General features: G+C 72.9%; 13 protein-coding genes. 7 read left to right on the top strand and 6 right to left on the bottom strand.

From position 1 onward, the window contains the following. Positions 1 to 19: 19 nt before the first annotated feature. Positions 20 to 1,603: an AMP-binding protein gene (locus ACZJYS_RS07845; protein ID WP_493176984.1), complete on the bottom strand. Its 1,584-nt coding sequence runs from the start codon at positions 1,601 to 1,603 to the stop codon at positions 20 to 22. Beyond that, positions 1,600 to 2,592 carry a Bug family tripartite tricarboxylate transporter substrate binding protein gene (locus tag ACZJYS_RS07850; protein ID WP_493176986.1) on the bottom strand — a complete coding sequence of 331 codons (993 nt, stop codon included), beginning with the start codon at positions 2,590 to 2,592 and terminating at the stop codon, positions 1,600 to 1,602. The genes ACZJYS_RS07845 and ACZJYS_RS07850 overlap by 4 nt, the downstream gene beginning before the upstream one ends. 195 nt (positions 2,593 to 2,787) lie before the next feature. On the opposite strand from ACZJYS_RS07850, the gene ACZJYS_RS07855 reads away from it, so the two are divergent. From ACZJYS_RS07855 to ACZJYS_RS07870, 4 genes are read left to right on the top strand one after another with little or no spacing between them, the layout of a single operon-like run. Beyond that, entirely contained in the window at positions 2,788 to 4,326 is a 1,539-nt protein-coding gene (locus ACZJYS_RS07855; protein WP_493176988.1) for an AMP-binding protein, read from the top strand. A 22-nt stretch (positions 4,327 to 4,348) separates the two neighbouring features. After that, positions 4,349 to 4,783: a Zn-ribbon domain-containing OB-fold protein gene (locus tag ACZJYS_RS07860; protein WP_493176989.1), complete on the top strand. Its 435-nt coding sequence runs from the start codon at positions 4,349 to 4,351 to the stop codon at positions 4,781 to 4,783. After that, complete coding sequence (locus tag ACZJYS_RS07865) at positions 4,780 to 5,931, top strand: acetyl-CoA acetyltransferase (protein WP_493176991.1); 1,152 nt, start codon at positions 4,780 to 4,782, stop codon at positions 5,929 to 5,931. The genes ACZJYS_RS07860 and ACZJYS_RS07865 overlap by 4 nt, the downstream gene beginning before the upstream one ends. Next, a complete protein-coding gene (locus tag ACZJYS_RS07870; RefSeq protein WP_493176992.1) occupies positions 5,928 to 6,599 on the top strand; it encodes a nitroreductase in 672 nt (223 codons plus the stop codon). Before ACZJYS_RS07865 ends, ACZJYS_RS07870 begins: the two co-directional genes overlap by 4 nt. 4 nt (positions 6,600 to 6,603) lie before the next feature. On the opposite strand, the gene ACZJYS_RS07875 is transcribed toward ACZJYS_RS07870, so the two are convergent. From ACZJYS_RS07875 to ACZJYS_RS07890, 4 genes are all read right to left on the bottom strand, one after another. Beyond that, positions 6,604 to 7,854 (bottom strand): MFS transporter, encoded by a 1,251-nt coding sequence (locus tag ACZJYS_RS07875; protein ID WP_493176994.1) that lies wholly within the window; start codon positions 7,852 to 7,854, stop codon positions 6,604 to 6,606. A 52-nt stretch (positions 7,855 to 7,906) separates the two neighbouring features. Beyond that, positions 7,907 to 8,446, bottom strand: coding sequence for a DUF421 domain-containing protein (locus ACZJYS_RS07880; protein WP_109517049.1), 540 nt, complete (start codon positions 8,444 to 8,446; stop codon positions 7,907 to 7,909). A 74-nt stretch (positions 8,447 to 8,520) separates the two neighbouring features. Beyond that, positions 8,521 to 9,609 (bottom strand): PRC-barrel domain-containing protein, encoded by a 1,089-nt coding sequence (locus tag ACZJYS_RS07885; RefSeq protein ID WP_493176996.1) that lies wholly within the window; start codon positions 9,607 to 9,609, stop codon positions 8,521 to 8,523. 166 nt (positions 9,610 to 9,775) lie between these two features. Further along, positions 9,776 to 10,711 (bottom strand): IclR family transcriptional regulator, encoded by a 936-nt coding sequence (locus ACZJYS_RS07890; RefSeq protein ID WP_493176998.1) that lies wholly within the window; start codon positions 10,709 to 10,711, stop codon positions 9,776 to 9,778. A 180-nt stretch (positions 10,712 to 10,891) separates the two neighbouring features. Here ACZJYS_RS07890 and ACZJYS_RS07895 point away from each other — a divergent pair, with 180 nt between their 5' ends. The 3 genes from ACZJYS_RS07895 to ACZJYS_RS07905 form a co-directional block, all read left to right on the top strand. Continuing rightward, positions 10,892 to 11,833, top strand: a complete 942-nt coding sequence (locus ACZJYS_RS07895; protein WP_493177000.1) for an NAD(P)H-dependent flavin oxidoreductase — start codon at positions 10,892 to 10,894, stop codon at positions 11,831 to 11,833. Positions 11,834 to 11,907: 74 nt separating this feature from the next. Next, positions 11,908 to 12,888 (top strand): tripartite tricarboxylate transporter substrate binding protein, encoded by a 981-nt coding sequence (locus ACZJYS_RS07900; protein WP_493177002.1) that lies wholly within the window; start codon positions 11,908 to 11,910, stop codon positions 12,886 to 12,888. Next, positions 12,885 to 13,686: CaiB/BaiF CoA transferase family protein (locus ACZJYS_RS07905; RefSeq protein ID WP_493177004.1), on the top strand; the 802-nt coding region annotated here is incomplete at its 3' end. The genes ACZJYS_RS07900 and ACZJYS_RS07905, both read left to right, overlap by 4 nt.

Raw genomic sequence — 13,686 nt, forward strand, 5'->3', positions numbered from 1 at the left:
AGGAGGAGGAGGGCGCGCCTCAGTGCACCTGGCGCGTCCCCTCCTGCCAGAAGCCCGCGCGCAGCGCCTTCTTGTCGATCTTGCCGATCGGCGTGGTGGGCAGGGCGTCCACCAGCACCACCGTCTTCGGCGCCTGCACGGCGCCCTTCAGCGCCCGCACATGCGCGGCCAGCGCCGCTTCCTCCGGCCGCCGCCCCTGGCGCGGCACGACGAAGGCCTGCACCCGCTCCCCCCAGCGCGCATCCGGCACGCCGATCACCGCCGCCGCCGCCACGTCCGGGTGGGTGGCCAGCGCATCCTCCACCTCGCGCGGATAGACGTTGAAGCCGCCGGAGATGATCATGTCCTTCCGCCGGTCGACGATGTGCAGGTAGCCCTCCTCGTCCTCGCGCGCGATGTCGCCGGTGTGCAGCCAGCCATGGCGCAGCGCCTCCGCCGTCTCCTCGGGGCGCCTCCAGTAGCCGCGCATCACCAGCCGGCCGCGCACGCAGATCTCGCCCGGCGTGCCGCGCTCCACCGGCGTGCCGTCCTCGGCCAGCAGCTTCACCGCCACCCCCGCCATGGGCTGGCCGCAGGCGGAGAGCCGCTCCGGCCGCGCCGGGTCGTGCTCCGCCCGGCGCAGCAGGCAGACGGTGTTGGGTGCCTCCGTCTGGCCGTAGAGCTGCATGAAGACGGGGCCGATGCGCTCCATCGCCTCCAGCAGCGTGGCGGGGGCGATGGGGGCGGCGCCGTAGATGAAGGTCTCGAGCGTCCGGGTGCGGGCGCGGGAGAGGCGCGGCTCGGCCAGCAGGGCGCGGATCATGGTCGGCACGCCGAAGGCGCAGTTGATGCCTTCCGCCTCGATGCAGCGCAGATAGGCCTCCGGCTCGAAGCCGCCCAGAACATGCACGGTGCCGCCGCGCAGCAGGGCGGGCACCACCAGCGAGCCGGCGGCGTGGCTCAGCGGCGTCGCCAGCAGCATGCGCGGCACGGCGGGCCAGTCATACTCGGCCAGCATCATCGTGGCGCATTGCACCAGGGCGCGGTGCGGCAGCATCACCCCCTTGGGCTGGCCCGTGGTGCCGCCGGTGTAGCTGATCTGGCCGAGACCCTCCTCATCGCCGATCGGGTCGAAGGGCGCGTCGGACTCCGCCCCGGCGGCGGCGAGCAGATCCCGGGCGCCGCCGCCGCCCAGCGAGAGCACCAGGCCGCAGCCGGACGCTTCCGCCGCCGCATGGGCGCGCCCCGCCTCGGCAGGGTCGTGCACCAGCAGGCGGATCTCGGCGTCGCGCAGGATGTGGGCGAGGTCGGCGGGGCCGGCCAGCCGGTTCAGCGCCGTGTAGCGGCAGCCGATGAGCTGCGCCGCGGTGCGCAGCATGAACACCTCCGGCCGGTTGGCCATCAGCGCCGAGACGCCCTCGCCCGGGCGCAGGCCGAAGCCCTGCAGCGCCCGCGCCAGGGCATGGATGCCCGCCGCCACATGCCGGCGGGACCAGACCTGCCCCTCCTGCACGAAGGCCGGCCGCTCCGGGTTGCGCCGCAGCCCGAGCAGCGCGAGATGGCCCATGGTGATGCCGGCCTGTGCCGTGCCCTGTGCCATGCCTTGGGCCGTGGGGCCGCTCATTCGGGCTGGATCCCGGCGGCCTGGATGAGGCGCCGGTTCAGCGCGGCCTCGCGGGTCAGCCGGTCCATCAGCGCCTCGGGGCCCGGGGTGGCGGGCACCAGGCCGAGCCGGTCCAGGCGCGCGCGGGCCTCGGGCGCGGCGAAGGCCTCCGTCGCCGCGCGCTCCAGCTTCGCCAGGATGGCGGGCGGCGTGCCGGCCGGCGCCGAGAGGGTGAACCAGCCGCTGCTGACGAAATCCTTCTGGCCCAGCTCCGCCAGCGTCGGCACCGCCGGCAGGGCGGGGCTGCGCGCGGTGGAGGGGATGGCCAGCGCCCGCAGCCGCCCGCTTGCCACATGCGGCCGCGCCGGCGCGAAGGTGGAAAACATCAGGTCCGTGCGGCCGGCGATGGTGTCGGTCAGCGCGGGGGGCGAGCCGTTGTAGGGCACGTGCAGCAGCTCGGTGCCGGTGCGCGCCATCAGGTCCACCATCATCAGGTGGGCGGTGGTGCCGACGCCCCAGGTGGCGAAGGAGAGCTGCCCCGGCCGCTGCCGCGCCGCCGCCAGCAGCGCCTCCAGGCTCTCCCAGCGCGGGTTCGCCACGAGCAGGAACTGCGTGTCCGAGATCATGGTGATGTGCGCGAAATCCTTCACCGCGTCATAGCCCGGGTCGCGCAGCGCGTAGGGGGCGGTGGTGAAGGTGACCACGGTGCCCATCAGCAGCGTGTTGCCGTCCGGCTTCGCCCGCGCCACGTGCCGCGCGGCCAGCGTGGTGGAGGCGCCGGGCTTGTGCTCCATGACGAAGGTGCCGCCGAGCCGCGCGGAGAGCCCCTGCGTCAGCACCTGGGCCAGCACGTCCGGCGCGCCGCCGGGGGCGTAGGGCAGGGCGATGCTGACCGGCTGGCTGCCCGGATAGGGCGTGTCCGCTGCCGCGCCGCGCGGCAGGGCGGGCGCCGCCAGCACGCCCCCGAGCCCGGCCAGGGCCGCTCGCCTGGACAAAGCGTGATGCCGCATCCGTCTTCCTCCCATGCTCCGGTTCGTGCCGGGCTTGTCGGCGCCCAGCCTGCGGCAGGGATCGGATGCGAGTCAATTCCGCTGTGCGATCCGGAAAAACCATGGAGCGGGACATTGACGCATTGCAGCGGAATGCCGCAGGCTCCCCCACGACCGGCGACGCAGAGCGCCGGCATGAGGAGAAGGGTTCGAGCCATGGCGCATCTGGCACGCTGGGCGCAGCTTCAGCCCGACAAGGTGGCGGCGCATTTCCCCGATGACGGGACGGCGCTGACCTTCGCGGCGCTGGATGCGCGGGCCAACCGCCTGGCGCAGTGGCTGATCGGCCTCGGGCTGCGGCCGGGGGACGGCATCTCGCTGCTGCTGGAGAACGGCCCGGCGCTGCTGGAGCTGGCCCATGCCGCGCGCCGCGCCGGGCTCTACTACACGCCGCTGAGCACGCATCTGCGCGTGCCCGAGATCGCCTACATGCTGGCCGACAGCGATGCGCGGCTGCTGATCGTCAGCCCTGCTTTGGCCGGGCTGGCGGCGGAGGTGGCGGCGGATGCGGCGCTCGCCGCGCTGCCGCGCTGCGCCACGGGGGAGGGGCTGCCCGGCTACCGCTCGGTAGAGGCGGAGCTGGCTTCCTACCCCATGCCCGCGCCGCTGCCGGAACGCCCGGTGGGGCGGGATTTCCTCTATTCCTCCGGCACCACGGGGCTGCCCAAGGGCATCCGGCGCGACCTGCTGCCGCCCGAAAAGCGCGGCGCGCCGGACTGGTCGCCCGGCTGGGTGGCGACCTACGGCATCGGCCAGGACAGCGTCTATCTCTCGCCCGCGCCGCTCTACCACGCCGCGCCGCACCGCTACGTGATGCGCACGCTCGACCGCGGCGGTACGGTGGTGGTGATGCGGAAGTTCGACGCCGCCCGCAGCCTGGCGCTGATCGAGCGCCATCGCGTGACGCACAGCCAGTGGGTGCCCACCATGTTCACCCGCCTGCTGGCGCTGCCCGAGGCAGAGCGGAGGGCGCACGACCTGTCCAGCCACCGCGTCGCCATCCATGCCGCCGCGCCCTGCCCGCGCGCGGTGAAGCAGGCGATGATCGACTGGTGGGGGCCGGTCCTCGTCGAATACTACGCCGGCTCGGAATCCATCGGCGGCACGGTGATCGACAGCCATGACTGGCTGCGCCGCCCCGGCTCGGTGGGCCGGGCGCTGGAATGCCGGCTGCACATCCTGGGGCCGGAGGGGGAGGAGCTGCCGCCCGGCGAGGTCGGCGGCATCTGGTTCTCGGGAGGGGCCACCTTCCGCTACCACAACGCGCCCGAGAAGACCGCCGCCGCCTTCGACAGCCAGGGCCGCGCCACCTATGGCGATCTTGGTCATGTCGATGAGGAAGGCTTCCTCTACCTCAGCGACCGGCGGGCCGACCTGATCCTGTCAGGCGGCGTGAACGTCTATCCGTGGGAGATCGAGCAGGTTCTGCTGCGCCACCCGGCCGTGGCCGAGGCCGCCGTGATCGGCGTGCCGGACGCGGATTTCGGCGAGGTGGCGCGCGCCGTGGTGCGCGCCGCCGTGCCCGTCACGCCGACGCTGGAGGAGGCGCTGGTGGCGCATTGCCGCGCCCACCTGGCAGGCCCCAAGGTGCCGCGGCGCATCGATTTCGCCGAGGAACTGCCGCGCAGCGAGACCGGCAAGCTGCTGCGCCGCGTGCTGAAGGAGCGCTACCGCGATGCGCTCCCCGTTGCCTGAGATGACCCACAAGGAGACTGGCATGGCCCTGCCCGCCGGGCGACCGCGCCCCGAGCCCACGCCCGAGACGCAACATTTCTGGGATGGCACCAAGGCCGGCGAGCTGCGCCTGCAACGCTGCCAGACCTGCGAGAAGGCCTACTTTCCGCCGCGCCCCTTCTGCCCCGGCTGCGGCGCGCGGGAAGTCTCGGTCTTCGCCGCCAGCGGACGTGCCACGCTGCACAGCTACGTCATCCATCACCGCAAGGTGCCGGGCTTCGAGCCGCCCTATGCCATCGCCGTGGTGGAGCTGGAGGAGGGGCCGCGCATGATGACCAACATCGTCGATTGCCCGCAGACGCCCGAGGCGCTGCAACTGGACATGAAGCTGGAAGTGGCCTTCACGCCGATGGATGACGAGATCACCCTGCCGCTGTTCCGGCCGGCGCAAGGAACACCGGCGGGAGAGCGGGCATGAGCATCGCTCCTGGTTCGATCGCGATCGTCGGCGCCGCCGAGAGCACGCGCATCGGCAGCGTGCCCGAGATGTCGCAGATCATGCTGCACGCCGACGCGGCGCTGAACGCCCTGGCCGATGCCGGGCTGAAGCCCTCCGACATCGACGGCGTGGCCTGCACCGGCGCGATGATGACGCAGCAGGTGGCGCACTATCTCGGCATCACGCCGAAATGGGTGGACGGCACCAGCGTCGGCGGCTGCTCCTTCATGCTGCATGTGCGCCACGCCGCCGCCGCCATCCATGCCGGCTACTGCAACACCGTGCTGATCACGCATGGGGAGAGCGGCAAGTCCCGCATCAACGCCACGCCCCGCCCGCCGGAGCCGCAGAGCCTGAACGGGCAGTTCGAGGCGCCCTTCGGCCCCTTCGGCCCGCCGACGCTCTTCCCCATCCCCGTGCTGCGCTACATGAAGACCTATGGCGTGACGCATGAGCAGCTCGCCATGGTCGCCGTGGTGCAGCGGGAATGGGCCTCGCGCAACCCGCGCGCCGCGCAGCGCGACCCGATCACGGTCGAGGACGTGCTGGGCAGCCGGATGATCGCCTATCCGTTCCGGCTGCTGCAATGCTGCCTGGTGACGGATGGCGGCGGCGCCCTCATCCTCACCCGCGCCGACCGCGCGAAGGACTTCCCGCAGCGGCCCGCCTACATCCTCGGCTCGGGCGAGAGCGTGGAGACCAACATGATCAGCCAGATGGAGGATTTCTGTTCGTCGCGCGCCTTCCGCGTCGCCGGCCCCGAGGCGTTCCGCAGCGCGGGCATCACGCATGCGGATGTGGACCACCTGATGATCTACGACGCCTTCGCCCATCTGCCGCTCTACGGGCTGGAGGATCTGGGCTTTGTCGGCCGCGGCGAGGCAGGGGCCTTCATCGAGGAACGCAATACCGCGCCGGGCGGCAAGCTGCCGATGAACACCAATGGCGGCGGCCTCTCCTACACCCACACCGGCATGTACGGCATGTTCGCGCTGCAGGAGAGCGTGCGCCAGGTGCGCGGCACCGCGCCGGCGCAGGTGGAGGGCGTGAACATCTCGGTCTGCCATGGGGTCGGCGGCATGTTCTCGGCCAGCGGCACCATCGTGCTGGGGCGGGAGCGGCCATGACGCCCGCGGAGGCGCTGGCCTCCCGCCGCAGCGTGCGGGGCTTCCTGCCCCGCCCGGTGCCGCGCGAGACGGTAGAGCGCATCCTGACGCTTGCCGCGCGCGCGCCGAGCGGCAGCAACATCCAGCCCTGGAAGCTGCATGTGCTGGCGGGCGCCACCCTCGCCCGCGTCACCGCCGCGCTGCGCGCCGCGCACGAGGCGGAGGAGCCGAGCCGGCGGGACTACGAATACTACCCGACGAAGTGGCGCTCCCCCTATGTGGAGCGCCGCCGCCAGCTCGGCTGGCAGCTCTACGGCCTGACCGGCGTGCAGAAGGGCGACCGCGCCGCCGGCAAGCGGCAGGAGGGGCGCAACTACGACTTCTTCGGCGCGCCGGTGGGCCTCGTCTTCACCATCGACGACGATCTGGAGAAGGGGAGCTGGCTGGATTACGGCATGTTCCTGCAATCCATCATGCTCGCGGCGCGGGGGGAGGGGCTGGACACCTGCCCGCAGGCCGCCATCGCCAACTACCCCGACATCCTGCGGCATGAGCTGGGCATCCCGGCGAGCGAGGTTGTGCTCTGCGGCATGGCGCTGGGTTGGGCGGACCCGGAGGAGCCGGCCAACCGCCTCGCCTCGGAGCGCGAGAAGCTGGCCGTCTTCACCACCTTCCACGACCCCGGCTGAGGCTTCAGCCGGCGGCCCGCGCCAGGCGCCCGCCCGTGGCGTTGTGGCGCGTGGCCAGCCACAGCAGCCAGCCGATGACGGTGATGTTCAGCAGGTTCCAGGCCAGCCCATGCACGAAGGCGGCGTGGTAGCCGCCGCTCCAGTCGAAGATGCGGCCCGCCAGCCAGCCGCCCAGCGCCATGCCGAGCAGCGTCGCCATCAGCGTCTTGCCGACGCGCTCGCCCGCCTCGGCGGCGGGGAAGTGCTCGCGCACCACGATGGCGTAGCTCGGCACCAGCCCGCCCTGGAACAGGCCGAACAGCGCCGAGATGACGTAGAGCGAGAGCAGCCCGTCGAACAGCGCGTAGAGCACCAGCGCCACGCCCTGCAGCACCGAGCCCAGCAGCAGCGTGCGCAGGCCGCCGATGCGGTCCGCCACCCAGCCGGAGGCGACGCGGCTGACGATGCCGCAGGCCAGCATCAGCGCCAGCATCTGCGTGCCCCGCGCCACGCCGTAGCCGAGGTCGCCGCAATAGGCGACGATATGCACCTGCGGCGTGGCCATGGCGACGCAGCAGGCGATGCCCGCCACCCAGAGCGACACCTGCAACGCCGCCGGCGAGAGCGGCAGCGTGCCGCCGGCGGGCCGGGCCACCGGCATGGCCGCGGGCGGGGGCGCCGTGCCGGCGGCGGGGCGCACCGCCGGCCGCCGCAGCGTCCAGGCCAGCGGCACCAGCACCACGATGCAGGTGAGGCCGATGGCCAGATGCGCCGCGCGCCAGCCCTGCGCCGCCATCATCTGCTGCATCACCGGCGGCCAGAAGGCGCCGGCCAGATAGTTGCCGGCGGCGCAGACGGCGATGGCGGTGGCCCGGTGCCGCCGGAACCAGTGCGAGACCTCCGCCATCAGCGGCCCGAAGCCGATCGAGCTGGCGGCGCCGATCAGCAGCCCCTGCGCGAGTGCGAACTGCCAGAGGTTCTGCGCCGCCGCCGCGCCGGCATAGCCCAGCCCGAGCGCGATTCCGGCCACCGCCAGCGGCCGCGCCAGGCCGAACCGGTCCACGGCGCGGCCGAAGGCCACGCCGCCAAGCGCGAAGCCCACCATGGTGAGAGTGTAGGGAAGGGAGGCGGCGGCGCGGGAGATGCCGAACTCGGCCTCCACCGCCGGCAGCGCCACCACCACCGACCACATGCCGACGCCGCCCACCGTGGCCGCCAGCGTGGCCAGCGCCAGCCGCAGCCAGGAGAGGCGGGAATCCGCCGTGATGTGAACCATTCGCTTCCCGCCCCGCATTGCCCCCGCAGCCTCGGGGCGGGGCGGGCCAGCGTCAATCCCGGCTTGCCTTCCCCGGCAGCATGCCGGCCAGGCTGGAGGCGGCGCCATCCCCTTCCTCCCCGGGCGGGCGACTGCCCAGCACGCTCAGCGTGCCATCGGTCTCCAGCACCACGGCCAGGGCCTGCTCCGGGCCCGGCACGCCCGCGGCGCGCAGGGCGGAGAGCACCTCGTCGCGCGTCACGCGCTGGGCGCGCAGGGCGGCATCAAGGAAGCGGCCCTTGTGCAGCAGGAGGCTCGGCTCGGATTTCACCAGCGCATCGAAGCGGGTGGAGCGCACCGAGAGCCAGGCCACGGCATATTGCAGCCCGGCCAGCAATGCGAAGGCGAGCACCCCCTCGGCCAGGGCCACGGAGTTGTTGAGCAGCACGGTGGCCAGGGTGGAGCCGAGCGCGACGGTGACGATCAGGTCGAAGGCGTTGAGCTTGGCCAGGGTCCGCTTGCCGGAGAGGCGCAGCAGGAACACCAGCGCGGCATAGGCCAGGGTGCCCACCACCAGCACCCGCAGCAGCCCGAACCAGGACTCGAAGAACATACACGGCCTTTCATGAGGAAGGGCGGAGGGATGGCACCCTCCGCCCCGGCATTAACTTTCGGCTCGCGGCGGGCTCAGCCGCCCCGGCTCTGCTGCCAGAACCTGTCGATCTCCTGGCGCCGCTGCTGGCCCGCCCCGCCATCGGCGAAGCTGTCCGGATCGACGGACGGCGCCTTCTCCAGCTGCGCCTCGCTCATCGGCAGCACGAAGGAATCCATCTGCGGCGTGGCGCGCAGCCGTGCCCAGGGCACCGCGATGTAGTCCTCCCCGAGGCCGAGGAAGCCGCCGCGCGAGAGGATCACATAGCCGATCTCGCCCGTGCCGGGGTTGAGGACGACATCCTCGACGCTGCCCAGGCTCTCGTCCTGCGGGTTGCGGACATCGGTGCCGGTGATGGTATCGGCGCGGAAGTTCCGCCGCATCTCCGTCACGGGCTGGGCCGCGGCCAGCTGCTGTTGGCGATAGGAGACCATCTGCCCAGGCTCGACGCCCGCCTCGCGGAGCTGGCCGGCATATTCGCCGTAGACGCTGCGTACCTGGCCCAGCACGGTCTGGCAGGCCTGCTCCTCGCCACGCTGCGCCAGCACGGCGGCGGCACGGTAGAGCGTGCCCAGCTCCTGCGCCGGCGGGGTGTTCCAGTTGAGGCCGCCCCAGGGGGCGGTGCCGCCGCTGGCCATGGTGGCGCGGTTGGCGCTGCCATCCGCCGCGCCTGCCGTGCCGCGCGCGGCCGGGCTGCCGGTGCCGGGGTTGGCGCCGCCGGCCGCCGGCGTGCCGCCCTGGCGGGCCGCCTGCATGTTGGAGGGCGCGCCGCGCGAGCCATCCACCCGCAAGGCAGCCGTGTTGTTCCAGCCATAGCCCTGGCGGTAGCCGGTCAGCCAGTAGCCTTCCTTCTCCACCCTGTCGCGGAAGGCGGTAAGGTCCTGCCGGCATTGCTGCGCCACCTGGCGGCCCTGCATCGCCTGGTCCTGGCCTGCCTTGCCCTGGACCGGCTTGCCCTGGACTGGGTTGCCCTGGCTCGTCTTGCCCTGGGCGCTCTGTCCCGACGAAGCCTGGCTCTGGCCGGTCTTCTCGCCAGCGGAGCTGGCGGGCTGGGCGCTGGCCAGCCAGGGGGCCAGGCAGGCCACCGCCAGAACGGAACCGGACAGCAGAGTTTTCGTGGCCATGTGCGTCTCCCTTGTGCGTGTCGCTGCACCCTCGGGTGCGGGGGAGGCGTCCGCGGTCGCGTCCACCTGAGCGAGAGACAACCAGCCGAGGCGCACCGGGTTCGGCAATTGGGGCCAAAAAAAGGCAGAAGCGCCCCATTTCGCCCAAATCAGGCCCAGCCGCTTCTCAGAAGCCCAGCAGCGGCGCCACCATGCGGGAGAGATGCGCGATGCGGGGGCCGAGCTCCTTTTCCAGCCGCGCCTGGTCCAGCATGTAGCCGGGCGCGCCGATGTTCATGGCCATGATGGTGGTGCCGTCCAGCGAGACCAGCGGCGCGCCGGCGGTGCGCACATCCGGCTGCCACTCGCCATCGACGATGCAGAAGCCGCGCGCCTGCACCTGGGCGATGCCGTCCAGCACGCGCGGCTTCAGCTCGGCCCAGGCGGCGCCATAGCGGCGGGCGAGGCGCTCCAGCAGGTAGTCCCGCTCCGTCTCGCCCAGCGCCGCCAGGAAGGCGCGGCCCAGCGCGCTGCGTGCCATCTCCACCCGGCTGCCAATGCCGAGCCGCAGCGTGGCCAGCGCGCTGGAGGCGGTGTTCTCCACATAGATCATCGAGAGCCGGTCGCGGCTGGCGAGGCCGACGGCGGTGCCGGTCTCCTGCGCCAGCTGCCGCATGTGGTCATGCGCCGCCTGCCGCACGCGCAGATTGGCCAGCACCGGATAGCCCAGCGCCAGCAGCGCCGGCGCCGGCTCGTAGCGCCCCTGCTTGTGCAGCACGCGCAGGTAGCCAAGCTCGGCCAGGGTATAGGTGAGGCGGGAGACGGTGGGCTTGGGCAGCCCGGTGAGCGCCGCGATCTCCCCCACGCCCAACGGGCCGCGCCCCGGCTCGAAGGCGCGCAGCACTTCCATGCCGCGCGCCAGCGCCCAGACGAAGCGGCGGTCGCTGGCATAGTCGGCGCTGACATCCTCCTGGTCATAGACCAGCCGCACGGCGGAACGGGAGGCAGCCAGGACGGCCGGAGCCTTGGCAGCGGGCGCCTTGGTGGCGGGTGCCTCGGCAGAGGGCGCCCCGGCCGGGGCGGGGCTCCGCCGGGGGCGGCTGGCGGAAGGCTTGGGCGGCACGCGGGTCACTCCTCGGCTCGGGCGGCCGTTCTTCCATAGCACGGCCCTGCCTCTGCAACATGGCGTCAACGTTTCGCTTGGCAAGACGAATGCGTCGCCCTACGGTCCCCGGCAACGAAAACGCGGCGGCGGCTGGGGATCTGCGCGGTCCCGCCCCCGCCTTGCGGAGGAGACCGATCCATGCCCCTTCCCGCCGCCTTCGAGGGCCGCCTGGCCCTGCCGGCCGTGGCCGCGCCGATGTTCCTGGTCTCCGGCCCGGACATGGTGGTGGAGACCTGCCGCGCCGGCGTCGTCGGCACCTTCCCCTCGCTGAACCAGCGCAGCAACGAGGGATACGCCGCCTGGCTGGCGGAGATCGGGGAGCGGCTGGCGCAGGCGCCGGGTGCTGCGCCTTATGGCGTCAACCTCATCGTCCACCGCAGCAACAAGCGGCTGGAGGCGGATCTCCGGACCACCGTGGCGCACAAGGTGCCGCTGGTCATCACTTCGCTCGGCGCGGTGGCCGAGGTGGTGCGGGCGGTGCACGGCTATGGCGGGCTGGTGTTCCACGATGTCATCAACACCCGCCACGCCGAGAAGGCGATCGAGGCGGGGGTGGACGGGCTGATCGCCGTCTGCAACGGCGCCGGCGGCCATGCCGGCACGCTGAACCCCTTCGCCTTCCTGTCCGAGTTGCGCGGCATGTTCGACGGCACGCTGCTGCTGGGGGGTGCCATCAACACGGGGCGGCAGGTGGCGGCGGCGCGGCTGATGGGGGCGGACCTCGCCTATATCGGCACCCGCTTCGTGGCCACGCAGGAGAGCATGGCGCCGGCCGAGTACCGCCGCATGATCCTCGAGGCGCGGGCGAAGGACATCCTCTACACCGCCGCCATCAGCGGGGTGAAGGCGAACTTCCTGCGCGCCAGCATCGCCGCCGCCGGGCTGGACCCGGATGCGCTGGACGAGGCCACGCCGCTCAACGTCTCCGACCATGAGAGCCGGCCCTGGAAGAACATCTGGTCGGCCGGCCACGGTGTCGGCGGCATCGAGGACGTGCCCGGCGTCGCCGCCCTCTGCCAGCGCCTGGCCGCCGAGTACCGCGTCGTGGCCCCGGCCGGGTTCGCCATGGCCGCCGAGTAAAAGCCCCCATCCCGGGCCGGACGGGGCCGCGCAAGAGCCCTGCTGCCCCTCCGCCGTTCCAGGGAGGAACATCCATGCCCATCGCTCCGCCCACCCTGCCGCGCCGTGCCCTGCCGGGCCTGGCGGCGGGGCTCGCCCTGCCGCGCCTGGCCCGCGCCGAGGCCGGATTCCCGAGCCGCCCCGTCAGCATCCTGGTGCCCTTCACCGCCGGCGGCACCACCGACCAGCAGATGCGCGCCCTGGCCGAGGGCGCCACGCGCCGGCTGGGGCAGCCGGTGATCATCGAGAACCGCCCGGGCGGCGGCGGTACGCTGGGCGTCGCCGCCACGGCCAAGGCACGGCCGGATGGCCACACCCTGGCGCAGATGATCACCCCCGCCATGCGGCTGGCCATGCTGCAGCCCATGTTCTACGACGTGCTGCGGGATTTCTCGCCGGTCATCCACCTCACCGGCTATTTCTTCGGCCTTGCCGTGCGCGCCGACGCGCCCTGGGAGAGCTGGCGGGACTTCGTCCGGGCGGCGCGGTCGAGGCCGGGGCAGCTCAGCGTCGGCAACAGCGGCGCCAATGGCACGCTGCATCTGGGCATGCTGGAGCTGGGGCTGCGCGAGGATGTGCAGTTCAACCACGTGCCCTTCCGCGGCGAGGCGGACACCATCCCGGCGCTGCTCGGCGGGCATGTCGATGCCGTGGCGAACAGCGCCGGCCTCGGCGAGCTGGTGGACAATGGCAAGGCGCGCTGGCTGAACGTCTGGACCGCGCAGCGCTCCCGCCGCTGGCCGGATGTGCCGACGCTGGTGGAGCTGGGCTATGACGGCATGGTCATCACCTCGCCCTACGGGCTGGTGGGGCCGGCGGGGATGCAGCCGGCGGTGGTCGGCCGGCTGCACGACGCCTTCCGCGCGGCGATGGACGACCCGGCGCACCGCGCCGTGCTGCAGAAGGCTGACATGGTGGCGGAGTATCTGGGGCCGGACGAGTATGCCGCCGCCCTGCGCGCCCAGGTGGAGCGCGAGCGCGCCCTGCTGCGCCGCCTGAAGCTGCTCGCCGCGTGAGCGGGGCGGGTGAGGGGGGTCCGCTGGCCGGCCTCCGCGTGGTGGAGATGGCGGGCATCGGCCCCGCGCCGCTGGCGGCGATGCTGCTGGCCGGGCTCGGCGCCGAGGTGGTGCGGCTGGACCGCCCCGCCGCCCCCGGCCGCGCCATGCCGATGGCGGCGCGGCACGATGTGGTGGGGCGCGGCCGCCGCGCCGTGGCGCTGGACCTGAAATCCCCGGGCGGGGTGGCGCAGGCGCTGGAGCTCGCCGCCGCGGCCGATGTGCTGATCGAGGGCTTCCGCCCCGGCGTGATGGAGCGTCTGGGGCTGGGGCCGGCGCCCTGCCTCGCGCGCAATCCGCGCCTCGTCTACGGGCGGATGACGGGCTGGGGGCAGGAGGGGCCGCTGGCACAGAGCGCCGGGCACGACATCAACTATCTCGGCCTCACCGGCGTGCTGCACGCCATCGGCCGCGCGGGAGAGCGCCCGGTGCCGCCGCTCAACATGGTGGCGGACTATGGCGGCGGCACGATGATGCTGCTCTTCGGCCTGCTCGCGGCGCTGCGGGAGAGGGAGCGCTCGGGCCGTGGCCAGGTGGTCGATGCCGCGATGACCGACGGCGTGGCGGCGCTCTCCGCCTTCTTCCACGGGCTCCGCGCCGCCGGCCACTGGTCGCTGGAGCGCGGGGCCAACCTGCTCGATGGCGGCGCCCCCTTCTACGACACCTACGAGACGGCGGATGGCCGCTTCCTGGCGGTCGGCTGCCTGGAGCCCGCCTTCTTCGCCGAGATGGCGCGGCGCCTCGGGCTCGATGCGCGCT

It is taken from the genome of Roseomonas sp. TS2 (genome assembly GCF_058833935.1).